22 protein-coding genes and 1 pseudogene are annotated in these 25,188 nt (G+C 42.1%); 13 read left to right on the top strand and 10 right to left on the bottom strand.

Annotated features, from left to right (window positions below):
* Positions 1–422 precede the first annotated feature (422 nt).
* The 6 genes from AC0TNG_RS14600 (at position 423) to AC0TNG_RS14625 (ending at position 7,124) form a co-directional block, all read left to right on the top strand.
* Complete coding sequence (locus tag AC0TNG_RS14600) at positions 423–809, top strand: hypothetical protein (RefSeq protein WP_417927915.1); 387 nt, start codon at positions 423–425, stop codon at positions 807–809.
* Entirely contained in the window at positions 810–1,235 is a 426-nt protein-coding gene (locus tag AC0TNG_RS14605; protein ID WP_473712593.1) for a hypothetical protein, read from the top strand. It abuts the gene before it with no gap.
* A 78-nt stretch (positions 1,236–1,313) separates the two neighbouring features.
* On the top strand, positions 1,314–2,993 hold the full coding sequence (locus AC0TNG_RS14610; RefSeq protein WP_473712592.1) for an N-6 DNA methylase: 1,680 nt from the start codon (positions 1,314–1,316) through the stop codon (positions 2,991–2,993).
* Between the two features lie 5 nt (positions 2,994–2,998).
* Complete coding sequence (locus AC0TNG_RS14615; protein ID WP_417927918.1) at positions 2,999–5,287, top strand: ATP-binding protein; 2,289 nt, start codon at positions 2,999–3,001, stop codon at positions 5,285–5,287.
* A gap of 10 nt (positions 5,288–5,297) precedes the next feature.
* Complete coding sequence (locus AC0TNG_RS14620; RefSeq protein WP_417927919.1) at positions 5,298–6,359, top strand: hypothetical protein; 1,062 nt, start codon at positions 5,298–5,300, stop codon at positions 6,357–6,359.
* Positions 6,360–6,377: 18 nt separating this feature from the next.
* Positions 6,378–7,124 carry a hypothetical protein gene (locus AC0TNG_RS14625; RefSeq protein ID WP_417927920.1) on the top strand — a complete coding sequence of 249 codons (747 nt, stop codon included), beginning with the start codon at positions 6,378–6,380 and terminating at the stop codon, positions 7,122–7,124.
* A 1,544-nt stretch (positions 7,125–8,668) separates the two neighbouring features.
* Here AC0TNG_RS14625 and AC0TNG_RS14630 read toward each other — a convergent pair.
* From AC0TNG_RS14630 to AC0TNG_RS14665, 8 genes are all read right to left on the bottom strand, one after another.
* The gene (locus AC0TNG_RS14630) at positions 8,669–9,505 is read right to left on the bottom strand and encodes a DUF4942 domain-containing protein (RefSeq protein WP_023305368.1); all 837 of its coding nucleotides are present in this window, start codon (positions 9,503–9,505) and stop codon (positions 8,669–8,671) included.
* 113 nt (positions 9,506–9,618) lie between these two features.
* Positions 9,619–9,939 (bottom strand): TA system toxin CbtA family protein, encoded by a 321-nt coding sequence (locus AC0TNG_RS14635; protein ID WP_023305367.1) that lies wholly within the window; start codon positions 9,937–9,939, stop codon positions 9,619–9,621.
* A gap of 35 nt (positions 9,940–9,974) precedes the next feature.
* On the bottom strand, positions 9,975–10,295 hold the full coding sequence (locus tag AC0TNG_RS14640; protein ID WP_063411606.1) for a type IV toxin-antitoxin system YeeU family antitoxin: 321 nt from the start codon (positions 10,293–10,295) through the stop codon (positions 9,975–9,977).
* A complete protein-coding gene (gene radC, locus AC0TNG_RS14645) occupies positions 10,292–10,762 on the bottom strand; it encodes a RadC family protein (RefSeq protein WP_063411607.1) in 471 nt (156 codons plus the stop codon). The genes AC0TNG_RS14640 and radC overlap by 4 nt, the downstream gene beginning before the upstream one ends.
* 65 nt (positions 10,763–10,827) lie before the next feature.
* A complete protein-coding gene (locus tag AC0TNG_RS14650; protein WP_023305365.1) occupies positions 10,828–11,649 on the bottom strand; it encodes a DUF932 domain-containing protein in 822 nt (273 codons plus the stop codon).
* 689 nt (positions 11,650–12,338) lie between these two features.
* A complete protein-coding gene (locus AC0TNG_RS14655; RefSeq protein ID WP_473712591.1) occupies positions 12,339–13,178 on the bottom strand; it encodes a hypothetical protein in 840 nt (279 codons plus the stop codon).
* A 57-nt stretch (positions 13,179–13,235) separates the two neighbouring features.
* Positions 13,236–13,670, bottom strand: coding sequence for a hypothetical protein (locus AC0TNG_RS14660; RefSeq protein ID WP_023305362.1), 435 nt, complete (start codon positions 13,668–13,670; stop codon positions 13,236–13,238).
* A gap of 308 nt (positions 13,671–13,978) precedes the next feature.
* Positions 13,979–15,199, bottom strand: a complete 1,221-nt coding sequence (locus AC0TNG_RS14665) for a hypothetical protein (protein ID WP_473712590.1) — start codon at positions 15,197–15,199, stop codon at positions 13,979–13,981.
* 473 nt (positions 15,200–15,672) lie between these two features.
* Here AC0TNG_RS14665 and AC0TNG_RS14670 point away from each other — a divergent pair, with 473 nt between their 5' ends.
* The 5 genes from AC0TNG_RS14670 (at position 15,673) to AC0TNG_RS14690 (ending at position 21,180) form a co-directional block, all read left to right on the top strand.
* On the top strand, positions 15,673–15,909 hold the full coding sequence (locus tag AC0TNG_RS14670) for a helix-turn-helix transcriptional regulator (RefSeq protein WP_473712589.1): 237 nt from the start codon (positions 15,673–15,675) through the stop codon (positions 15,907–15,909).
* A 357-nt stretch (positions 15,910–16,266) separates the two neighbouring features.
* On the top strand, positions 16,267–16,911 hold the full coding sequence (locus AC0TNG_RS14675) for an inovirus Gp2 family protein (protein WP_023305359.1): 645 nt from the start codon (positions 16,267–16,269) through the stop codon (positions 16,909–16,911).
* 101 nt (positions 16,912–17,012) lie between these two features.
* A complete protein-coding gene (locus AC0TNG_RS14680) occupies positions 17,013–17,405 on the top strand; it encodes a putative zinc ribbon protein (protein WP_080346851.1) in 393 nt (130 codons plus the stop codon).
* A 216-nt stretch (positions 17,406–17,621) separates the two neighbouring features.
* A complete protein-coding gene (locus AC0TNG_RS14685) occupies positions 17,622–19,406 on the top strand; it encodes an ATP-dependent nuclease (protein ID WP_126507017.1) in 1,785 nt (594 codons plus the stop codon).
* Positions 19,399–21,180 (top strand): ATP-dependent helicase, encoded by a 1,782-nt coding sequence (locus tag AC0TNG_RS14690; protein ID WP_023305356.1) that lies wholly within the window; start codon positions 19,399–19,401, stop codon positions 21,178–21,180. Before AC0TNG_RS14685 ends, AC0TNG_RS14690 begins: the two co-directional genes overlap by 8 nt.
* Before the next feature lie 159 nt (positions 21,181–21,339).
* On the opposite strand, the pseudogene AC0TNG_RS14695 reads toward AC0TNG_RS14690, so the two are convergent.
* Together AC0TNG_RS14695 and AC0TNG_RS14700 are read right to left on the bottom strand one after the other, a co-directional pair.
* Positions 21,340–21,489, bottom strand: a pseudogene (locus AC0TNG_RS14695) (IS3 family transposase); the annotation flags it as partial.
* Between the two features lie 7 nt (positions 21,490–21,496).
* Entirely contained in the window at positions 21,497–22,552 is a 1,056-nt protein-coding gene (locus AC0TNG_RS14700; RefSeq protein ID WP_023305355.1) for an IS110 family RNA-guided transposase, read from the bottom strand.
* Between the two features lie 515 nt (positions 22,553–23,067).
* On the opposite strand from AC0TNG_RS14700, the gene AC0TNG_RS14705 reads away from it, so the two are divergent.
* Together AC0TNG_RS14705 and AC0TNG_RS14710 are read left to right on the top strand one after the other, a co-directional pair.
* Entirely contained in the window at positions 23,068–24,132 is a 1,065-nt protein-coding gene (locus AC0TNG_RS14705) for a type IV toxin-antitoxin system AbiEi family antitoxin (RefSeq protein ID WP_023305354.1), read from the top strand.
* A 164-nt stretch (positions 24,133–24,296) separates the two neighbouring features.
* On the top strand, positions 24,297–24,995 hold the full coding sequence (locus AC0TNG_RS14710; RefSeq protein ID WP_162781829.1) for a nucleotidyl transferase AbiEii/AbiGii toxin family protein: 699 nt from the start codon (positions 24,297–24,299) through the stop codon (positions 24,993–24,995).
* Positions 24,996–25,188 lie beyond the last annotated feature (193 nt).

The following is a 25,188-nucleotide window of genomic DNA, read 5'->3' on the forward strand; positions in this document are numbered from 1 at the left end:
AATTCATGACACTGTAGACTGCAAATCCCAGAGAACAAAAATCATTATATATCAATAATTTATGTAGATAGGAGAGAATATATTGTAACAAGTTACTGGTTGCTTGAGCCTGGAGGCTTCCCCCATTCTTATAATCAATATGTGGACATTTCAATAGGATAGAGCCATTATTTAATGGTTTCTGACACAAAGTCTTCTATAACGGGTATGATGCCTTTGTTGTGCAACTTATCTCGCTTAGCCTTATGCCTTATGCTCCTCGGTAACGGAGATGGGCGGTAGCATGGGAACTTAAAACATAGCCAGTCCTTGATAGATGATATTATTATCTTTTAAGTATCTCTTGCGTAAAATTATAACATCCATCTCAATTTATTATATTTTCTAAATTCAACTACACATGCAAAAGGATACATAATTTAATGGGCTTAATCGAATCGGTATTACTTTTTGCATTTGGAAAGAGTGAATCGATCCAAGGGGATTTTTCAATTATAATTTTTTCCCTTGCTGCGTCGTTATATGGTTTTTTAATTGTATTTTTAGATTTTTTAACTTCAAAAACGACCAACAAAACGAGCTTCCTTAAACTTTCTTATAATGGATTTAATGCAATTTTAGTTATTCTAATGTGGGGTGCAGGAGCTGGTATTGGTGCATTAATTGGTGCTGGCGTTGGAATTTTTGAGATAAAAAGAATATCATGTATCTTTGTCGGCGCAATATGGCCAACTGTTATCCCTAGACTATTATCTTCATCTAATCAAGAACTTTCTAAAGAAAAAATAGACATTCCAGAGGTTAATTAAATGAGATTAGGATTTCTTCTAGGACGTGACGAGTTTAGTTCAGAATCAAAAATAGTTAATTCAATCAAAAATTTCGAACGTTTTCAAAATGAAGAATTACAAAGAAAAGTTGACACGCTATTAGTATTTAAAAGCGAAATCCAGCAATGCTGGTTAGTTTTCACATCAATGAGGATGTATTTCGTTATCGATGACATTGATAAGGGAATAATAAAGCCGCTATGGGCAAGAGACAAAGACAACATCGTATCCAATGGTCTTATTAATGTTCATTTAAAAGAAGAGAGTTTTTCAAAAGAAACTGGAAAACTCTATTTTGGGAAAATGAACAACAGCATATTATATACAAAGTCATTATTTAGGAATAAATCCATATCTGGTGAGATAATTCATTTACTAACTAAGCACTTATTACATCAAAAATAATCAATTGAAGTTTTAGAGCTTCCTCACTGTATATGCAACCCAAGTTCAATAGTTAGTTTCAAAAACATAAGCGTAATCATGAATAAACATTCCAGAACTCACAAAAAAGCGCTTGGTGCGTATTATACCCCCCTTAATTTGAGTAAGGTGCTTTGCGAATGGGCTCTGAGGACATCAAATGATAAAATATTGGAACCCAGTTTCGGTGGTTGCGGATTTTTAGAAGCAAGCATAGAAAGATTATTAGCGCTGGGCTGTAAAGGAGCGGAGCTGCAGCTTTTCGGCGCTGACATCGATCCTGCAGCATTTGATTTTCTTTCAAAAAAAATAAAGAGTTATGAAGGGATTAATGATCACTTCCTTTACAAGGATTTTTTGAAAGTCTCTCCAGATGATTTTAGAGCGATAAAATTTGATATTGTGCTTGGTAATCCACCATATGTTTCAATGCACAATATGACTGAAGAACAGAAAAAGAATTGTTTTGAACTTTTAAAAAACACTAATTTCGCGGATGACACCATAGGAAGAAATGCTAGTTTATGGGCTTTTTTTCTTTTACATAGTTTATCCTTTATCAAAAAAGGTGGACGCTCAGCTTGGGTTCTTCCAAGCAGCCTGTTACATGCAGACTATGCTAATGCGGTATTGAATATTTTTAGCCAACATTTTTCTTTAGTTAAAGTAGTTAAGCTTAATGAGCGTTTTTTTCAAGAAGAAGAAGCCGATGAGATCTCGGTAATACTATTCGCGGATGGATTTGTTAAAGAAAGAAAGCCCCCCACCGCTATAGGATTTACTTCTATATATGGTCTAAAAGAGTTAGAAGAGCTTTGCCGAGATTTAACTCTTAGCTCAATTATAAGCACTAACTATAAATCCACAGTAATTTCGGAAGATGCCAGTTTAGCATTCAACAGAATTAAAGCAACAGATGCTTCCGTACCTTTAGGCAGCATATCTAAAGTTGTTATAGGTATGGTCACCGGTGATAATAAAACATTTATTATTGATAAAAATACTGTTCAAAAAAACGGTATTAAAGATGAAGATTTAAAACCTGTAGTTGGTCGATTTTCTATGTTACAGGGATTAATACATACAGAAGCAAGACATAAGAAAGCTCAAAATGAGAATCAAAAAGCATATCTAGTTTGCCCTGAAAATATAATATTAAGAAATACAAACATTCGAAAATACCTTTCTAGAGTAAGTAAAAAAGACAGGCGGAATAACAAGACTTTTCATAAAAGAGCTGAATGGTATTATCCTGACGACCGACGTTATCCAGATGCTTTCCTTACATATATGATTCATAGAATGCCTCGGTTAGTAATAAATTTAGCAAAGATAACCTGTACAAACTCTATACACAGAGTTTTTTTCAATAACGGGATAACTCTACGCAAACGCAAAGCAATAGCCATATCAATGTTATCTTCATTCTCACAATTATCAGCAGAGATGGAAGGTCGAGCTTATGGTTCAGGTGTTCTAAAACTTGAACCTAGTGCCGCAAAAAAAATACAAATATTGATTACACCAGAATTAGAAGTGGTTTTTACAGAAAATGCAGCTGTTATTGAAAAATTAATTTCACAGAACTTATTCGATGATGCTCAAAAAATCATTGACGAATTGATAAGTAAGACATTAGAAATCCCTAATCACACTATGAATTTATTCTCTGTAGCGGTTGAACAGCTGAGGGAAGAAAGATATTCAGGATTAAATAAAAATAAAATTTATCGGGCTTAACTATCATGAATAAAATTGAAGAAGACCTTAGCTTTTCTATAGATGGACGCCTCTTATCTGAATTGGGTGAAAAATTAGTTACTAAAAACTATCTTGCACTCTCAGAACTTATCAAAAACAGTTATGATGCTGACTCAGCATTTGTAGAAATTATACTTGAAAACGTCAAGGACATAACGTCTAAAAGTAAAATTATAATACGAGATGAAGGCGAAGGAATGTCATGGGATGATTTCAAAAATAACTGGATGAGAATATCTACATCCAATAAAGAAAGACATCCTGTAACAGAAAAATATGCTAGGAACAAAACAGGAAGCAAAGGCATTGGACGATTCGCTTGTCAAAAATTATCCGATACCATCAATGTTGAAACTACAAAATTAATCGCCCCTAACATTTTTGAAATAACATCCATAACAGTAAAGTGGAGGGATTTTAAAGCCGAAAGTGATCTGATTAATGTATCTTTCAAAGCTTCTCATTATCTAGTAACAGATCAAAAGTTACAAACTGGCACTAAAATAACTTTATTGGATCTCAAGGAGAAATGGAGCCAATTTTCTTACAAAGGACTATTAAAAGAATTAGCATCGTTATCTTTAACAACCCCAATAAAAAGAGAAGGTTTTGAAGAGGATCCAGGTTTCGAAATAAAAGTTATATCTAATGAATTCGGGACTGGAGAAAACCTACATTTAAACGATGAAATTCTTAATGGATCATGGGGCCGGCTTAATGCTACAGTAACTGATAACGGTGAAATTGAGTTGATGTTAGACGCAAAAATACTAGGAAAAAGAACTTATCAACTAACAAAAAACTACCCTAATCTAGCCAAAATAACTTTTGATATTTCTTATTTTCCAGATAGAACTAGTTATTTAAGGAGACCCGATATAGTTCCTCTTAAAGTAATTAGACCTATCAGAGAAGTTCATGCTGGAATTAAAATTTATAGTGAAGGCTTTCGAGTATATCCCTATGGACAAGCAGGAGATGACTGGTTAAGCCTTGATAAAGATGTTGGTAGACGTAAAGCTAAAATTGATAGCGATGAATTAAGCTACATAGCTGAAAGTTATGGCTTAGATCCTAAACGAACTATGCTAGACCTTTTCCCTAATAAAATGTTAATTGGCAGTGTAAAAATAGATGCTAACCATAGCACGAAATTTCTAACAAAGTTAAATAGAGAAGGTTTTGTCGAAAACCAAGCATTCGAGGATCTTAAAGAAGCCCTCAGAGCGGCAATTGAATGGATGACCATACAATTCTCGTCCTTTAAATTACTTTACGCAGATGAAGAAGCTGAAAAAATAAGAAATGATTTTGATAAAATCCTTGCAGATATTCAGCCATTAGAAAAAAATATAAATCGTGAAGCTAGAGTTTCAGAAGCATTTAAAATAATACGTAATGCTGTTAATCATGATCGAAAATCTGACAAGCAAGCAAATTTACCACAAGATGAAACGCTCGAAAAAGCAACTAAACTCTTGTCAACAGAGTTTAGTGTAAATGAAAAAGAATTAGCCTTACTTCGCTCTATCGCCTCCTCAGGCCCATTGTTTTTTGTTTTTGCTCATGAATTTAGAGGATTAGTATCGAAATTGGATACTAATGCAGGCAGTATTGAGCAATGGATTGAAAATAATAAGATAATTAATGTAGATTTTGCTTGGTTAAAAGAAATAGCAGATTCAATGAGACAAACGAGAGAGGATTTTGTTTCTCTTGAAAAATTAATCGGTATATTTTCCTCTACACATAAGATCGAACAAAAACAAATTAGAGTATTAGATGCTATCAACTCCGTATGTGATGGTTTTTCTTTTATAACTAAAGCATATGGCATCCAAGTAATTAAAAAAGTTGAAAGCCAATTCATTAAGACGGAATTAATGCCAGAAGCATCATTTTATTCTATTTTAGTTAATCTTTTATCTAATGCGATAAAAGCTGTCTTAGCCAGTAAAAATAGTGGCAAAAGAACTATAGAAATCACAGCAGAACGCAACTCAGGTCTTATCATATCAGTTTCGGATAATGGTGTTGGTCTTGATAAATCGTTATGGGAAGATGTTTTTAAACCTTTAGTTACTGACCCTACAGGTGAGATATATCGTCAATTAGAAAGCACAACAAATGTTGATGATTTAGCAGTATTAGGTAAAGGTACAGGACTAGGTTTGAATATTGTGAAAAGCATGGTATCTCAAAGTAAAGGTAAGATAAACTTTATAGAACCTGAGAATAATTGGGCTACAACAGTTAAAGTACAGTTGCCATAAGGAATTATCCATGACCAAGAAGTTTCAAATTTTTTTTATTGATGATGAATTGAACTCTTCGGATGAAACGCGAGCTAACGTCCGTGTCGAATTAGTGAACCAATTAAATAAGGATAATAGATTTAATATCATTTCATTCCATCCTGTTGATTTTATTAAACAAAGCGGGGAGGATCAAATAAAAATGTCTCCCGACCTTATCATTATTGATTACAAATTAGGTGCAGGGAGTAATATTGAAAGCGAAAGGTACAATGGAACTGGATATTCAATGACCAGTTATTGTAAAGAAAGATTCGCTGATGTACCTTGTTACTTGATAAGTCAATTGATAGATGATGGAATGTCAGTTAGTGAACATTATGACAAGAAATTATCTCACGGCTTTTTAACGAGGCAAAAAGGTAAAGACATTCTAGCAAGCGATTGTGAATCATATCGTACTTTAAAAAAACAAATTGAGACCTACCAAAACGCGCAATTAATCGTAACCTCATTAAACATTCCCGAAGAAGAGATAGATAATTTTAAAATAGCTTGCCCCACAGAATTTTGGAATGAACTTGCATTAAAAAAACCTCAAAATATTACTGATAGTGAATCTATTTTCATAAAATTTACTAAATGGCTCAATACAACCTTTTTAATAAAACGAGGCCCTCTTATTAATTCTTTAGAGTTAGCAACACTTTTAGGAGTATCGAAGGAATTCTTTGATACAGGTTTTGTTAATCAAACCCCTTTAAAAAATCTATTTATAGAAAAAAAATATACTGGCCTATTTCATAATAGTTTTCCCGAAAAATGGTGGGCGCAGCAGTGTTATAATGAAGCAATTAATCTATTGGAGGGGGAGGGTAATTCTGAACCCTGCAAAATTTTTCCTTTAAAAATGTCAGTTCCAAAAAAACATTGGTCTGTCTGTCCAGTGTGTAACGAATATTTCCCTGAAACCGTTGCTAAGGATAAGGATAGCGAACAAGATTATCCTTGTCATTGGGCATGCTGTACTGCAGGTGAGTTTAGCGACGATATTGTCGGATTTGAGCCTCAACTATATCTTGATGTATAATAAGACGATCATACAAGCATGAGTAACAACTCTCCCTTTTATATACGTTATCGTGATAACTTAAGAAAATGTTTAGAATTTATAACAAACACACCTCGATTATATTCATCAATTGATCTAAAAATAATATCACAAATAAGAGCTAGTACAAAACAATTAGCATCAAGTTCAAATGTTAAAAATTTTGATATCTCTTTCGGCCCATTTGAATTAACTGCATTTGATTTGATTAACTGTAAGCATATTCCTTCCGCATATTTATCTATTGGCGGAGAAGTCAGATTCAACAGTAATGGTGATTTTTTCCAAGCACTTTCTGTATGTTTAATTGCTGAGCCAATTTGTGATTTATCCTCAGAATATGGTTATGATTTATGTAAAATGGATAACGGGAAAACATATATCATTCGACGTTTCCATTTTGATATTGATGCAAAGCAAATTAATGGAGATCGGCCCGTATTTCATCTTCAATATGGCGGTAATATCAATGAACAACAAAAATCCAAACATCAATATGAATTGATTAGTAGTATTGATCTGCCACGAATCCCAACATTACCATTAGACTTGATACAAACGCTAAATTTAATATTTAGCCAAATAAAGACAGAATTAGCATCTGTATTTCAAGATCCTCGCTGGAGAAGTATTGTCCTCGAAAACGACAAGATCTGGGATGATATATATTTCGCTTCTATGCAAACCCGTAACAAAAAACAGACATTATACGAAAGACTTTGTTCACACAATGTTTTTAGCTAAATATTACATTTTAATAAAATAAAGTCAAAGTGCACCTTTGTAAAATATTTTAACGCACTTTGACTTTATTGAAATAACGATAAATTTATTAACCCTTACCTTAGAAGATAAATGAATTTATATTTTAGTTGTCTTAACATCCAATTATGTCAATTATGCTGCTCACCTTTGTTATTTTAGCTTTCTCTCTTCAAAATTTTCTGCCTCATCGATCAAAGACTGCTTGATAATACTACATTTCTGGTTTCTGATGGATCATCTGCGGCCCCACCGCATCTTTCAACCAAATCCAGAATCAATCAATGCGCGATACTTCACATTTTCTTGAATCTATGCTCGTAGACTTTCATTTCCTGTCATAGCCCATCTCGAGCACACTGTATTTTGAATCATCGACTCGTGTGGGTTATGTCTCCCATAAAAAATCAGCACATAATGCCTACTTATGATTTTTATTCTGTCCCTAAATGCGAGAGCTTGTCGCTACAAGAGAATAAGAGAAGGTATCTTTATATGCGAGCCACGATTTCTATGTTTCCCCCTCCCTCTAACAGTTAACACCCTCGATGAATAGTCCACGAGGCTGTTTCGAAACCCATATAAAACTAACGGAAAAAATGCAGATCGTTCGAGCAAATGAAATAAAATGAGTTCCACAGCTAATCAAGTTAACGATTTCCTATAAAACTGAGCATTATAGTAAAGCAATTCGGAAATATGATTGATTTCAGATGCAGCTCGATGATGTTTTTCACAGTAGCAACCGTACCGGCGCTAACTTGCCAGGGTTTTTGTCATTAAAGCGGTACTAGAAAGAAAAAGGCATAATTTCTATTGAGCGTTGCTGTAAGCCCCGATTTCGAGTCGCCTGAATGAGTCAACCTTTTTGATAGGAACAAGTTGATCCTGCAGCTTCAGCGCTGTTTATTAATAGCGACAAAGTCAGTATTCTCAAGGTGTTTCATTACACAAATTTTATAAAGCTTAGACAATTTTTGATTGCTGGCGTGCCAGCCTCTTGTGAAAACTTAAAGCTTTATCGTCTTTGGGACCGTCTGCATAAACCAGTAATAACAAGCCTTCGCCGTCGGTATGTTTTTAGGCATTTGCATCTGGCTTTGCAGAACAAACCCACACATCACCCAAAACCATGATGAGTATTCATACAAGGTTTTTGGGTGGATACAATAGAAATTTACCCACTGTTACACTCGCATCATGAAATAGATGTAGATTGAATCAGGTTGGTTTTGGTTGAGTAAAAAATCCAGGAAAAGCTTACATATACTGGATTCCAGACACAAAAAAAGCCGCCCTTAAGCGACTTTGATTTGCATCTTATGGTGCCGAAGGCCGGACTCGCAAATCAAACCTAACAATCTGAATTAAATGAATATTTAATAAGTTAATATTGATTTGTCTACTCACTTGTATACTCAATCAACTTTAGTTAGCAATCATTGAAAATCAATGAGTTATGTGAACGTATATAGTCCCATTTTTAAGCTGTTTTTACCAACAGGAAGCAGCTGAAACTCGCCACTTCACCTGGGCTTAGCTAACATCCCTGGGTAGTATTTGGCAATAATGTCATTCATCCTTTCTATCAACTCCAAACGCTTGAACGTCAGATGCGCGGTTCCCTTTTGAAAGTAACGAATACTGAAGAACTCATCCTCGTAAGCATCCTTAGCCGGGTTATCCCGAATATGTTCCATCAATCTGACAGAGATATCACCACGGTTGTCAGGTACTGGTTTGCCATCGAGTAAAAACAGCATCCGCTCCAGGTCAGCCAACTGATCCCGTCGCCAGCCCCAGTTCAGACTAAATCCCCATCTGTTATACGTCACCAGATTATTAATGATGATCTTCTTACCAAAGCTGCAGGGGCTATTGGTTTTGTAATCCCATGAGAGCCCTTTGAAAACGTTGATAATGCCGCGTTCAAAAACATCCATTTTGTGCAGATGCAACTGTTCAAAGGTGCTGAGGATATTTGCCTCGCTGATAGCAGGAAGATCCCCCTCCTCCAGGTTCTTATGCCACTGGTCGCGAGCCTGTGCATCCATCAATGCCATCATGCCGGATTTCAACATCAAATCGCGCCAGATACTGCGGTCGATATTACGCGTGATAGCCGGCATCGCTTTATCAACCTTTTCTGTCAGCCAACTATCGTAGCGGTGTCCAGATTTCATCGCCCAGTCTTGTGCGGTACCCCCACCGACTTCTGAGGTTAACCGTGAAATGGCATCCAGCTGGTCGATAATCTGTTGAATCTTCATAAGTGCTGAATCGCGACCAGTAACAATACGCTCAATACTGGTCGAAAGGATGAGTTCGTTATGTTCCGTCAACACATCGGGTTCTGTTTGCATCGTTAATCTTCCATAAAAGCAAACACGCCTGCCGGGAATGGCAGGCGCATTATGCAATGAATAAAATGAGTGGAAAGTGCAGAGGTAAAAATCTGGAAAGAGGCTCGAGGAATTTAATTATTCATTAATCCGGTAGCACGTTTTGCCCTGAGAATATCAGTAGCGGTAAGAAACGGTGTCTGTTCCTGCCAGCTAAATCCTTTGCGGTCGATGCGTACCAGTTCATAGCGATCCACCAGGAAATTTACCGCATCAGCCAGCGTTATTCCCGCCTCGATATGCTCCAGGATTGCTGCATCGTAATGAAAGGGGGTGTCGTTAAGCGTGAGACCGTAATGGTGTTCCAGCAGATACGATAGCAATTGCTGCCATACCTGGACGGGCGACAGGCGTGGCGAAACCGGCACCGTAGCCGGTACAGTTGAAATTTGCATGAGTGAAGTCCTGGTAAAAGAAGAGGAGAGAGGTGTTACTGAGCTGGATAAATTGAAATGTAAACGTAGCCGCAACTGGCACGGGTATCAGCGACACATGTTAATCCGGCAAGGTGAACCTTCACCTGATGTTGCCAACGAGGATTGAGCTCGCCGGAACACAGCATATTTTCCAGGTGTTCTAGTAGTAGAGGGAAAACCTGTTCGAGTTTTTGTAACTGCTCGGGTGTGAAACTTCCGGCAAAAGCGGCTCTGTCGGCCAGATAATGCAACCTGTTGCCTTCCTGAACCAGCCTGGCGCCAAATCGTGGTGAAATATCGGGTTGGAGCCCCCATTCATGGAGTGTTGATTTCATAATAAGCCACACTCTGCAAAAGAAACTACTTCGCTACCCACAACAAGATGATCCAGCACACGCACCTCAACCAGTGCCAGCGCTTTCATCACCCGCTGAGTGATGTGTTTATCCTGCTGACTGATTTCTGTCGTACCAGACGGGTGGTTGTGCGCCAGAATGACCGCAGCGGCATTATGCTTCAGGGCCGATTTCACCACTTCGCGGGGATGCACCTCAGTATGGCTGAGCGTGCCGGTAAACAGTGTTTCTCGTCCCAGCAGGCAGTGTTGATTATCGAGATACATCACAATAAACACTTCACGCTCCTGATGAGCCATATATAGCTGAAGCCAGGTTTTGGTGAAACTTGTAGAGGTAAATGCCTCACCGGGCTTACGCTGATATTTCTCAACAATTCGTAATGCCCGTCGAATAACACGTTGCTCGTTGGCCGGAAATACCGTAGATAAGTTGGACACAGACATAATGGTTCCTTAAAACAAAAGGCCCCGCTGGTTTACTAGCAGGGCCTGAAGAATGATAAAAAGTTTCATGAAGCGAGATGCAACATATTCTCGGCCATCACCCACAGAGCACGATTGAGCTTCACATCGCCGTCGATACCGTTTACCGCACGGGTATGAGCACGCTTGCCGCTGGTCGTGCGTCCAGAAAGACCACCTTTAATAAGGTTTTCCTGAATACGCTGGTAAGTGGTCCACAGGTCATTACTCTCGTCCTGCCAGCGGCGCGGCGTAAGTATCTGCAATTCCGTCACCGGTTGATGCTCTTCACCAAAGCGATAGGTTAATGCTGCTTTCGCCATCGCCTGCTGAGCAGGTGGTGGTAACAAAAGTGACTGCATGGCATCACGCTTCTCCTCCACCCGGTCAAACACACCGAGCACTTCGTAAGCGCCTTCAATCACCTTCTCAACGACATTACCTTTATGCGGCACCCGCACTTCCCCAAATGACTGGCCGCAGACCAGTCCGTTTGTACAGACGCCACGAAACAGCCCCGGCAGCATCTGGTAGCTCGATGAGCCGTCATGGCTGTTAAGCAGAATGATTTCCGGTACCTGTTGTCCGGTCAGTTGCCCGGCACGACGCAGGCGCAGCATGTGTTTCGTATGTTCTCGTTTGCTCTGGTCGCGGACTCTGGTCTGGCACGCGAAGAATGGCTGGAAGCCTTCGCGTTGCAGGTTAGCAAGCAAAGTAATGGTCGGGATGTAAGTGTATCGGTCACTGCGGGATTCATGCTTTTCTTCGCTGAAGACGCTTGGCACATAATGGGCCAGTTCGTCGCGGGTTAATGGGCGGTCACGACGTACAAAGTTGACCGCACCAAAACGGCTGACTAAACGTGTCATAGTTAATTCCTTTAAAAATGGGCATAAAAAAGCCACTCCAGTGGAGTGGCTTCGGATGGAAGATAAAATATTCAGGGAGAAGCTGGTGGCTGGTCTTGCTGTGGCGACAGTTCACTGTCAGGTAATGTCGGCGGAGTTAGCTTGTCGATCTGGTAATGTTGTAATCGCCGCAGAATAAAGGGCTTACTGTACTGGAAGTATCGAAGACACCATTCGTACTTCACGACTCGCCTTATGAGCAGAGGCAAGCGTTCATACGCTTTGCTGCACACCGATAAAACAAAGGCATCATCATTAATTCTGTCCTCTGCTATTGTAGCCAGCCCTTTGATAAAGGAGCGCTTTAGCTTTTGTCGAGAATTAGCTTTCAGGTGAACGTAGGAAGGCGATAGTACGTGTGGTCTAGGAGCTGGCACACAAACCGTGTTGCCTGATAGGGGCTTTTTCAGGCAAGAGTGGCGAGTTTTTTTATGAGCCTTATCAGGCTAAGGGTCATCAGGCTGGCTCCCAATGTTTGGCATACGACCGACTTACTTCTTAGCAGAGTGAGCCCTGTAACGCTAAAAACAACGGGCCAGGTCAGATCCAGTGATTGTGTATCTATATCGTTAGGGAATTTCGGGTATTTCATAGGACTGTCCATAATACGTCCGGTATCGCAGGTAGCGTATACCGGACCGGGTGAGTAATTAGGGGAGATCGACGGAGGCTATTTCCTCAGAAGCGTTTGTGGGGCCACTGTAAACGCCGACGTATTCATTTAGAGGGAAGATAATTACTGCATTATTCTTCGGATCAAAAGTGCAACCATTTAATCCTGCAATTGCAGCAGTTTTCCCTGAGTTTTTATTTTTCACAATCAGTTTATTGTCTGCACAGTTGCTGGCTTTAACAAAACTCACTACATAACCGTCCTGCTCAGCGACGGTTTCAGTCGTCGTTAGTTTTGGCTCAGGGTTACGTCCTGTCTGCCCACTTACGCGCTCGCGGCTGTAAGGAACATATTGAACAGAGTCGTTCCGCATGGTTGGCGGGTCGTTGTTCATGCTCAGGTAAACAGGGCAGTCAGCAGCGCCCACTGCACAGCTCTTACTGAAAATAGTACGAGACGGCCAGCCTTTAGTGCCAATGTAGGCTGCACCAGTTTCATCTAGGCAGTAGGTTTCCTCCCATGCATAGTCTTTATTCTGGCCCGGCATGGTGCGGGTGGTAATAAGGCAGGTCAGAGCTTTCACTGGCTTACCGTCGTAGCGGATAAAGTTTTGCTCCAGCGGTGCACCCGGGTACAGCAGGGACGATATGTTTGCAGCCGCAGCCTTATTTTGTGCATCAACCGAAGCACTGGCCTTTCCGCTATGTTTTACGTTCACGGCCTCGTTGTTCATGTCCCGCAGCATTTCACCGCCTTTTTCTGTCAGAAAGAAGGTATAGCGCTCAGGATGAATGTTGCCCTGAATGGTGATGGCAGAGCTGAATGCCGGGAGCGAAAGGGTGCAGAGTAAGACTAGGCGTGAAATGAACGTCGCCATAAAAATATCCTCACTAATGATTAATGATGTGGGAGCATGAGCTACCGGATGGGATGGTTAATGGCTGATGCAGTCTTCCCAGTTGAGATCCTCTAGAGCGTCCCTGAGCCCTGCGGTATTGAACGGGTGAGATACGGGTTTATTCATCCGGGTGATTTCAATTTGCCCATGGCTGTCTGTGTTTTTGAGCGCTATAAAAGCCGCCTCATCTGGCGGGTAATGAACAGCGTTGATATTGATTCCCATGGCTTCTTGCCCATTATCTGGTATATCCATTGGTTCCTTATCAGACCCGCTGTAGCTCACTATCAAATGGCTGTCCCGGCAGGTGAGCGTCATACGTTCTCCGGCGCTATTGTCGGCGTTAAGTTCAAACTCCATCGCATTGACAGTGCCAAACCAGTTGCCCCATTGCTGCTCCTGACCCATGGCGTGCACAACGCAGCTAAACAATGTTGCACCGAAAAGAAGTACAGACGTGATCTTCAACATAGAGATTCCTTACTATTGTTTTACAAACGAAAAATGGCCTTTTGTACAACAAAAGGCCATTCGATCGTATGCATTTTGTCTGGGGCGGGATAATCGTTATTACAGATCAGTTACCAGGAATTGATCGTTATCATCTATGGAAATGGCGATCAATAATTAATTATCAATAGAAATTAACTATCATTGTTTGAAGTATCGATCGGTGTTGCAGATCAATGCGGTGAGACATTCCAGAAACTGTCCGGAATGATCTCACCGTGGTAATACAGGTCTGAAAAAAAATGGGATGCGTCAGAACGCGGGGATGCTCAGTGTTCGTCCTTATCACCTTCCATCATCGCTTTTTGCAACCTCGTCCAGATTCTTTTTGAGGTTGAGCCCGGATTTTTATCTGGCGTCGGTGCAGAGTGTTCATCACTGCGAGGTAATTTCCCCATACGTTTCAGAGCTTCCCCAATGGAAATATGCGTAACTTGGCCATCGCTGGAATTATCAGTAGGAGGGGCGCGCAGCACCGTTGTATTATGAATCTGACAGTCCTTTTCTTCCTTTTCCGTTATTTCATTGACCGGAGCATATTGGCTATAGGACTGTATTTCCGATATGAAGGACATGTTACTGATAGTAGCAAGTTCGGTAAGTGTTGTGACTGTCAATGGTTCAGAAACGGGATTGGGTGCTGATGTTTTATTCTTTATCCGGGTACGCAAAGATGCTTTTCTTTCTCTTGTATCAGAAGTTGCTCTGTACTGATGTACCTGCCATGCCTTTTTAAAACGTTGCATAAATAGTTCATCTTTTAAAAACAAATAAATGAACAAAAAATAAAACTTAACAGCCATGTATTTTTCAAAGGAGCCTGACGGCCTCAGCATGGACAGCATACTGCTGTTAGTAAAAGGTGCAGGATTGGTTTCTCCAGTATAATGCCCCTCACGGTCTTTTCTCCGGGTATTCATTCGACTTCTGTCTTTCTGAATGTATTTCCATGCCCAGTCGCATTTTTTCTTGTTTTTTGGTGAAAGAGGGAAATTTATACTTGAAGGATAAATTTCCTCCCACTTGTTACGAATCCGGCGCATCAGATCGAGCCTGGCTTTGAGGGTCGCAGGTGCACGGTCAAAAAAATCCTCTATAACTGAAAGACGCTCTTTATTATCGACAGGGTAAGCATCCAGTCCCAGTTTATTGTAAAGGTAATCATGTATATTGGGATAGCGTTGGTTCCTTATTCTACCAACTATAAAAACGTCCAACTCAAGCACTTTGAATGAATCGTGTATCTGGCTTTTGATAAACAGCCATGTGAAGTAGCAAGCATCAGGTGATTTTTTTATCCAGGAAAATTCAGATGCGGGTATCTGGAGTGATTTAAACTCATTAAAATCTATTGTGAAGTTTCTCTTAACCTCATTATCTTTTATCAGTCGTACAGCCTGATTAATTGCACCTTCAGCGATTTCAATATTACCGCCAAATATGTCATCTGCATTGTAAATATTTTTAGTTGATGCCAGTTCATTGGTCAATATGGCCAAATCCTGATCAGATAGATACCACAAGAATAATCTAAGGGCTCTCCTGTTATTTATTATTGCACTGTGCAGTGAATTCTCCACTAGTTACGTCCTGTAATACGCTTCGATTAAATTTCAATCATCATAAGGTCAGGTATAAAAATAGTCAAAAAAGAAGAGCAAAAACTAGTTATCTTCATAGCAAAAAACGTAGTTTTTTATGTAGTAAAAAATGTAGTACACAATTGCCCTGTAAGCCTCGTAGCATAAGGGGTTTTACCATATTTATGGGTGTTATTTCAGCATGACTTTCTGCTTCCAGTTTATCATAGTGTGACGACAGGGTGACTTCTGAGCATCTGCAGTAAAAGGTTGCAGCTTTCAAATGCTTCCCAGATCACTGGGAATGTAAAATCGTACATACGCGACCAATGACATGAAAGGATGCCGACCGGTGTCCTCCTGATACATTACGGAGACATGTCATGAGCACTATTAATATTCACGAAGATAAATTCGTTAGCATGCAGTTCATTACTGAACTGACAGGGTTATCTGATAAATGGTTTTATAAGCTGGCGCATGAAGGTAAGTTTCCAAAGCCGGTGAAGTTTGGTCGTAGCTCCCGCTGGATTGAAAGTGAAGTAAAAGAGTGGTTCGAGGAGAGGATTAAATTATCGCGTTCTGGTTCTGTTGTAATCTTTAATGAGAAAAACAAGTGAGTCCTTTCCTTATGAAAAACCAGCTAACTTCGGAGTGAATTCTAAATATAGAATGTGAATATCTCTTGGAATTCAGCGGTCATTTAATACATCAGTTGCGTTGGTATGGTAATATATACTCGTCAGTACATATCTGCTATACATGCGTAATATACCCATCAACACCAAGTATTACACTCAAATAAGCAATTATAACTACCACATAAACTTCATTAATATCACATCAGTGATATATGTCAGATACGTTTATCAGTTAAACATGGCATCTACACTCTAACAATCTGAAGTGATATTACTCACATCCTTTAAAACATTATGGCATCAGCAATGATGCTCTTCATTCTGAGAAAAGAAACAATGAATAATATCTACCCACTCAATATGAGTCATGCACCTTTCAATACTCATTACTTACATCGATTATCGAATGTCATTCATAACGCTGTGCGTGAACATCCAAGAACAACAGTCATTCGTATTGACCTTCATGTGCCCGATTATAAAGACACCGGTGATAGTATTTCTTGTATTGTCGATATGAATAAAGGACTCATGTCCCGTTTTATTGAAGCACTTGATGCCCGTATACAGATATTCCTGAAGAACAAAAGTAAAAATGGCATGAGAATCTATCCGTGCCATTTACGCTACGCCTGGGTTAAAGAAATTGATAAAGATAAAAGTGATAAACCACACTGGCATGTGGTGTTATTCCTCAATAAGGATGCCTTTCTCGGTCTCGGAGATTATACGGGGAATGATTATAACGTGGCCTCTATGATTCAGGCTGCATGGTTGAGCGCCTTAAAGCTACCTTTAGCTACTGAATATTTAACGCTGATTCACTTCCCTGATAAACCCTGTTATCACCTGAATATCAATAATCCTCCAGCCTACTCTGAGTCGTATAACAGTTTAATGTACCGCCTTAGCTACCTGGCAAAGGAACGTACGAAAGTATACAGCAGTGAGGAACGGTCATTTGGCTGTAGCCAGTCTTGATCGAACAGGGGCTGGTCAGGGTGTTACCGCCAGCCACATCTCTCAATCACACACAAAGCCAGCTAACCATGCTGGCTTTTTCATTTTCTCTGGAGTTCATGATGAATTACTTCGTTTTAGCCACTCATGCCGTTACCGCAAAGGGTGAATGGGTTACACCAGAATATGTTCAACAGGTTGATTTTGCTTCATTACATTGCATTTACTGCAAACTGCAGATCGGTGTTCAATTTGACCCTCTGACAACGACAAAGACGTTTGTGCATCTGCCGGGGCATATCAACAATGTCGCTCGACTTAAAAAATGTCGATTCAACAAGCACCAGACAGTGCAGGAGCAAACCTCATCACTAATCATACCGCTGCCACAAAAGCGCCTTCCACCGGCTAACACGGCTATACGGCAATGGAGATGTTGCTGGTGTCATGTCAGCTGGCATGGGGAGAAGAGATGTCCTCAATGTGCTGACTGGATTTATGCAACTGATGCGTAAAAGGCTGTGCCGACTGCTTTGTACCAGAAGCAGACGTAGTGAGCTGCCCTCACTACAGTAAGTCTTAAATCCAAGTGTTGAACTCTTGCAATTAACGGCCGATGATAAGAAAAGAATAAAGTAAAATCGCTCAGAACCTTCGCTATTAAATTTTATGAGCTTTTTGCCAGAAGAACGTCTTTCCAAAGCCTATGTAATGCATTTAGAGGGAGTTTTATGTATTTATCAAAACTCGGAATCCGCAACTTTAGAAATTTTGAGGCGGCTGATATTCCCCTAGCAGGTAATGTTGTGTTATTGGGGGAAAATCGTGTCGGTAAAAGTAATCTGCTTTTCGCAATTCGACTGGTTATTGATCCCACTCTGCCTGATTCAGCCAGGCAGCTTAAGCTGTCAGATTTCTGGGATGGCTGCGACCTTGAATCAAACCCTCAAATTGAGGTGCACCTTGAATTCGCCGATTTCGACAGTGACCCTTCCCTCTCAGCTCTGTTGACCGATTTTCGCATCGCAGAGGATCCTACCGTAGCAAGGTTGAGCTACATTTTTCGTAAAAAGGAAGAAGTCGATGGGGCTCCACGTTCGGGTGAGGACTGTGAGTTTATTGTTTTTGGCGGAGGTCAGGAATCGCGAGCCATTCCTGGACGCGTCAGGCGGCGGATCTCCATTGATATGCTGGACGCGTTACGCGATGCAGAAGCACAACTTGCTTCTTGGCGAAACTCTCCGCTACGCCCCTTATTGGAAAATGCATTCTCTTCACTGAGCCGAGCCGATTTGGATCGCGTAGCAACTGAGCTTCAGGCAGCAACGGAAACCATGGAGAAGTTCCCATCAATTAAGGATCTCGAAGATTCTCTTCGTGGTGGCATTCTTGACCTGGCTGGAACTGCTCACGATTTAGATGTCCGCCTCCGTTTTGCGCCTGCTGACCCGCTCAGATTGATGCGTTCTATCTCTATGTTCATTGATGATGGAAAGAGAGGCATTATTGAAGCGAGCCTAGGTTCTGCGAACGTGGCTCTGATATCACTCAAGCTAGCAGAGTTTGCATGGCGACGTGAAAAGAATGAACGTAATTTCTCCCTGCTTTGTATTGAAGAACCCGAAGCACACCTTCACCCACAGCTTCAGCGCGCTGTTTTTGATAAACTCTTCAATAATGCCGACAAAGATCAGTCTTTGATTGTAACGAGCCATTCTCCCACGCTGGCAACCATTGCTCCTCTTCGTTCTGTTGTTCGCATTTGCAGGGATCCTGAAGGGCGATCTCGAGCTTTTTCTCTAGCCGATCTGCCAGTAACCAGTGAAGAACTCGACGACATTGAACGATATTTAACAGCAACCAGATCGGAGCTGCTTTTTGCTAACGGGGTAATATTTGTTGAAGGCGATGCTGAGGAGGTTTTACTTCCAGGTTTAGCACAGGCCATGGGGATCAATCTCGACCAGCTAGGGATCACGGTATGTAACGTAGCGGGAGTTAATTTTGAACCATACGTGAAGCTGGCAGCCAGCCTCGGACTACCTTTTTCCGTCGTAACCGACTGGGACCCACTGGATGGTACGAAACAACCGATGGGTAAAACCCGTTCAATTGGTATCTGGCAAGCATATAGTGATGTATCGGAAAAACTGGGAAAACTAACCCCAGAAAATATTAATTGGTTCAATAACAGTTCTTATGAAGTCTGTAAGCCTGTATTTGAAAGGATTGGCATTTTTTTAAACGATCAGACATTTGAAGTCGCTGTAGCCAATACCACAGGCCTCAAAGAAGCGCTGCTTGATATCCTCGATGAACAGGGATTTGGTGTGTTACGTTCATCAAGGATTGCTTCATGGCGTGCCGGTATAGCTCCAGACCCGACGCAACTTCTCGCGATGATATCTGACATAGGTAAAGGACGGTTGGCTGCCAAGCTGAAGCAAAAAGCACCTGGGCTTGCGCCGCCGGAGTATATTGCTTCAGCTATTCAATATGTGGTGTCGAATGTCTGACCGCCGCGCACTTTCAGAGGCTCTGAATGAGCTATTGCCGAACAGAGAGCAGTACGCTGCGGCCACATACCCCGGCCACTGCGTAGTTATTGCTGGGCCAGGCAGCGGGAAAACCAAAACACTTACGACTGCCATGGCACGTGCCCTGATTGAAGAGGTCGCTGACCCCCGAGGCGTGGCCTGTATTACCTACAACAATGAATGCGTTTCTGAACTTGAAGGACGTCTGGCATGCTTTAACGTCAGTGGCGATGAGCGGAACTTTATTGGCACCGTGCATAGCTTTGCATTAAATCAGGTTTTAATCCCCTACTCACGATGTATACCGGGTTTGCTGCCGGATGATTTTCGTGTGGCGACCAGAGATGAGAGTCGCGCGGCTGTTGAAGTGGCTTACCAAGCTAGATTCGGATCCGTCGGAGATCCTCATGCACGGTGGAAATTTGCAGAAGAGAAACGACGCCGGGATGTGAACCGACTCCTACCGGCTTGGCGGAATAACAATCCGGAGCTGGCAGATTTTATTGAAGGTTATGAGGCAGAACTTCGGCGCTTAGGACTGATTGACTTTGATGATATGCCACTCATCGCTTTTCGTATTATTAGCGAGCATGAATGGGTACGTAATGCTATCCGATCGCGCTATCCTGTTTTGTTTGTAGATGAATATCAGGATCTTGGGCACGCTCTTCATGAGCTGGTTCTGCTGCTGTGCTTTAACGGTGGAATACGATTATTTGCGGTCGGTGATGCAGATCAGTCCATTTACGGATTTAATGGTGCAAATCCAGGGCTACTGGATAGTCTTGTTTCACGAGCAGATGTAAGACCGTTCCGTCTTCGCTTCAACTATCGATCTGGCGCGAAAATTATCAGGGCATCACTAGGGGCGCTGGGAGAAGACCGCGATTATGTTGGCCCCGATGGTAATCCAGAGGGGGAGTTAGGATTCCATGGGATTAATGGCGATTATGACGCACAGGCGCATTTTATCGCTCATGATCTAATTCCTTCGTTGTTTGAAAGAGGGTTTCACCCTGAACGCATCGGGGTTCTTTACCGGGCAGCCTGGCTTGGCGATAAAGTTGCGGATGAGTTCAAGGCCAGAAATATTGCCATAATACGTGCTGACAGTAATGCTCTCATTAAGCGCAATTCTCGTCTTGCCCGTTTCATCGAAGCCTGCAGTCAGTGGGTAACTGGGGGATGGAAAGAAGCCTCTCCACTATTTAACCTCTTACTGGGTCAGGCGCTCTTTCTTGTTTATGGCCGCCGCGCAAGCCGTGCTGAAGAACAATTACTGACCGTACAGCTCATCACTTTTTTACGAAACGGAATTGATAAAGCGGAAAGTGCTCACGAGTGGCTGAGACGTTTAAATGATGAGCTCATCACCGGCTGGATGGCTATCTCACAGAACACTCAGCAGGAATGGGATGTCATCTCTGAGTTACTGAAACGAACCGATCCCCTCAGGGGACTGGATGTGGCTCTGGATATATTCGCTGGGAAAGTAGAAGGAACTGGACGCATCACCCTTAGCACTCTTCATAGTGCAAAAGGCCGAGAATTTGATGTAGCCATAATGTTTGGGGTAAATAAATATGACTTCCCGAGTAAGCGAGATCTAACTTCAGATAATGCCCTTCGCGAGGCCCGTCGCCTCTTTTATGTAGGCGTTACTCGTCCCCGAAAAGAGCTGCACATGGTTTATGAAAAGGGTAAACATTCACCTTGGATTGCCGAACTGTATTATCGCAGCCAGCAGACATAGAACCTTATGCATCTGACCTGCTCCCACTTTATTGATAAAGGCGAAGTTAGAGAAACCGCCATCTGGCTGTAAAACATTATGAATTTCTGCTTCTCGCTTACAGCGGACTGGACTGACCCCACGCCCGTAGACAAATTCTGTCCTCACGACGAGGCCTGTTCAAAGGCCTCCGGACTGACGCCGGGCCCGGTTGTATAACACTTCAATGTAATCGAAGATATCCGCCCGGGCCAAATCCCTGGTTTTATATATGCGTTTTCTGATCCGTTCTTTTTTCAGCGAACTGAAGAACGATTCAGCCACCGCATTGACGCTCCTATGTCAAGAGCGGGCGATTGGCATAGGCGAGATCTGATAAAATCAATGGATAGAGTTCACGGACGATGTAGCGCTTCAGGCATCTCAGGATCTCTTTGGTCGACAGCCCTTCACCAGTTCTTCTGTCGACATAGATTCTTGTGCGCGGATCACTACGCATACGCACAAGGGCTATTGTCCACAGGGCGTTATTAGCTTCGCGTGAGCCGCCGCGGTTTAATCTGTGCCTGACAGTTTTTCCCGATGATGCTGGCAACGGATTTACGCCACAGAGCGATGCCAGAGCCGCTTCATTTTTTAAACGTTCGGGGTTATCACCTGCAACGGCCGTCTGTGGTCCTACCCCAAACTGGCTACGAAGATGACTGGCATATTTACGGGTCAGTTTATCCAGTGATTCGTCCAGTTCATTCAGCTCTTCAGTCAGGGCCATCCATCGTTTCGCAAGGCTTCGAAGAGTGTTGCACAGGGCTATCCGCAATGGAGAATACTCTGATACCTCGCTGTTAATGCAGGCGGTAACGCATTCGTGTGGTTTCGATTTCCAGAGTTTGTCGCGGACATCCTGCGGGGCACTAACCAGCAGCGCACGAAGCTGATTAATCGCCTGCGTGCGGGCTTTTACTGCACTGCGTCGGGCAACACTGATAATCCGGAGAGCTTCACACGCGCCGGACTGCATTTTGGGTATGGCCTTGCTGCTCCCTGAAAGAACTGACCGGGCTGCATTTTCTGCATCCAGGGGATCTGACTTCCCTTCAAGGCGACGTTTTGAGCGATCTGGCCGATTAACTTCAACCACATAAATGCCATTCTTAATGAGATAACGTGTTAATGCGGCACCATACGTTCCGGTTCCTTCAATGCCAGCTCGTTCGAGACACCCAAAAGAACGAGCCCAATCAAGTAGTTCCAGATAACCAGTTTGATTTGTTTGAATAATGTGAGTGCCAAGCAGTTTACCTGCCTGACTGATAACAGCACCGACATGAATATCAAGGTGTGTATCAACCCCCAGGATCACGCTTTCAGAAGATTTGTGGTCGTTTTGCATGGTTTGCCCCCAGATATTGGTAGCACAACCATCCCCATTGCAGGACAGGACACTCGGGATGCAGTACAAAGCTCCTATCAGGTCACAAACGCTGGGCCCGGTTATGCCCGGGAAATACCAGAATCAGACGACAGGTCAACACAAAGGCATCAGAGCCAATCCCAGCACGAGTCAGTCCAATCCGGTATTTGAAAGTATATTAGAATGAGTGCCTGCTCCTATTCGTTAGGTCGTTTTCATCATCTCATGAACAGAAGATGTACCTATCGTATTGAGATTAATGGTTTCTCAATGCTGCCTGCTAGTTGATGAGTCAGAGGTTCCCTTTTCTATCCTTCATTTATGCCAATCTAACCACTAAATTGCCAATTTTCACTATAAATGCTAGTTTCAACGAATGTTGAAAGTGCCATATTCAATGAATACAACCCTGAATTGGGTTGAGATCAGTAATCAATAGATACTGATTTCAGTATAAATCATGATTTCAACGCGTGGTGAAAGAGGCATCTATAATGAAAAAGAGTGAAAGTCCCAGCGACTTATTTATCGATAACCTACTGTTAATACTGAATAAAATCCCTATTCTTGAACAGGTTTCAATCGTTGGCGGAGGGGGCAGTATGGATGCCGGTATCGACTACCTTATTCAAGTGCGTACAAGTAAGGAGAGTTACATTCTTGCCTGTGAGATAAAGGATAATGGACAACCTAGATATGTACGTTCTGCAATAAAAAGCCTTCTTGCTTACATGTATGGTAGAGAAAGTGTTATGACACCCGTACTTCTCGCCCCGTACCTTGGCCAAGATTCTCGTGAGCTCTGTAGTGAAAATAATATTTCATTCCTGGATATGGAAGGTAATGCCCTACTCAAGTTTGGGGGGGTTTACATTGATCACCGCGTGCCCGGTAAGCCCGCTCCTGAGAAGCGAGGATTACGTTCTATATTTAGCCCTAAATCAGCTCAAGTACTGCGCATGATGCTCAATGATCCCTTGCGCTCTTGGAAGGTTACCGAGCTCTCTGAAGAAGGGAAAGTTAGTATTGGTCACGCGAGTAATGTGCGCAAAAATTTGTTGGATAGGGAGTGGGCTGTCAGTAACGATGAGGGACTTACCCTAGAGAATCCAGGTGCACTGTTGAACGAGTGGCGGGATAACTACCGACAAATCTCGGGTACAAAGAGAATGTTCTATACACCTCTGCATGGAAATGGTCTAGAGTCTCAATTGCGCAAAATACTGTGTTGTGATGAAGTTCAAGGAGTGGCAATTCTGGCCTCATTTTCTGCTGCTCAGTGGATATCTCCCTATGGACGTACCGGGATGAATTTTTTCTATGCTGATGAGAAAGGTATAGAGAAACTAATATCTGGCCTCAAACTGAGCACAACTTCAAAAGGAGCCAATGTTACTATTACTGTTCCCAATGATCAGGGAATATTTCTTGATACCATGGAACCGGCACCTGGAATTTTAACCACTGGTGTTGTGCAGACTTACCTGGACCTTTCAATCCAAGGGGAAAGAGGGCAGGAAGCTGCTGAACACCTCCGCAATGAATGGATGACTTGGTAAATATGACGACAAGAGAACCGCAGTCAGCTGCTGATTACGAAGACCGGACAACCGCCGCAGTTAAATCTGTTCTAGTTGAGATAGGGCAGATTCTCGGGAGTTTTAGAGGAAAGTTTACTGTTATTGGAGGCGCAGTTCCGTGGTTACTTCTGAATAATGATGACATGCCCCACGTAGGAACGTTGGATGTTGATTTAGATTTGGATTCAGCTGCATTAGGTGATGGTGAATACGCTACTCTTGTTGAAAGCTTGCAGGGCTGCGGGTATGAACAACGGGAAGGTGTAACTCGCGCATTTCAATTGGTGCGTACTATTCCCGCTTCTGATGGTGGCCCAGCAATTGATGTCATTATCGATTTTCTTAGGCCCAAAGATGCTGAGCTCGTAAAAAATGCCCCACCCATCATTAGTAATTTCGCGGTGCAGCGTGCAGATGGGGCTGAGCTTGCCCTAAAATTCTACGAAATGGTAGCTATCACAGGTGACATGCCTGAAGGTGGAAATAACACAGTAGAGATTGCCGTTTGTTCAATACCGGCGTTGCTGGCCATGAAAGGGTATGCACTCAATGGCAGGCATAAGCAAAAAGATTCGTATGATATTTATTACTGTGTGCGTAATTATGAGGATGGACCAGAGGCGCTAGCCAAGGCCTGCCTCCCGATACTGGACGAAAGCAGCGGGGCCGCTGGTTATGGATATATAGAACAAAAATTCAATAATGTTGACGGTTATGGACCAACTTCTGTCAGAAAATTTATTGAAGAGACAAACTTGCTTGGGGAGCGAACGCCAGAACAGTGGCAACAGGATGCGTTTGGTCAGGTAGATATCTGGTTACGTGCGCTCGGAATGAGATAAAAAGGTATTCAATATTCACTGGGTTAGCTGATCTCTCTTAGCTGGCCCACAATTATTCAAGGAGGGTGGCATATATTGATTTGAGTGCGACAAATCAACCACACCGCTCATGATCTCTTCGGTATCCTTGGATTCCTTGTTCGCCATGTCATTCTACCCCTTCAGATCTTAGAAACAAGGTCTGAAAGGATTC

The sequence above is a fragment of the Enterobacter sp. PL_is514 genome, assembly GCF_055816715.1.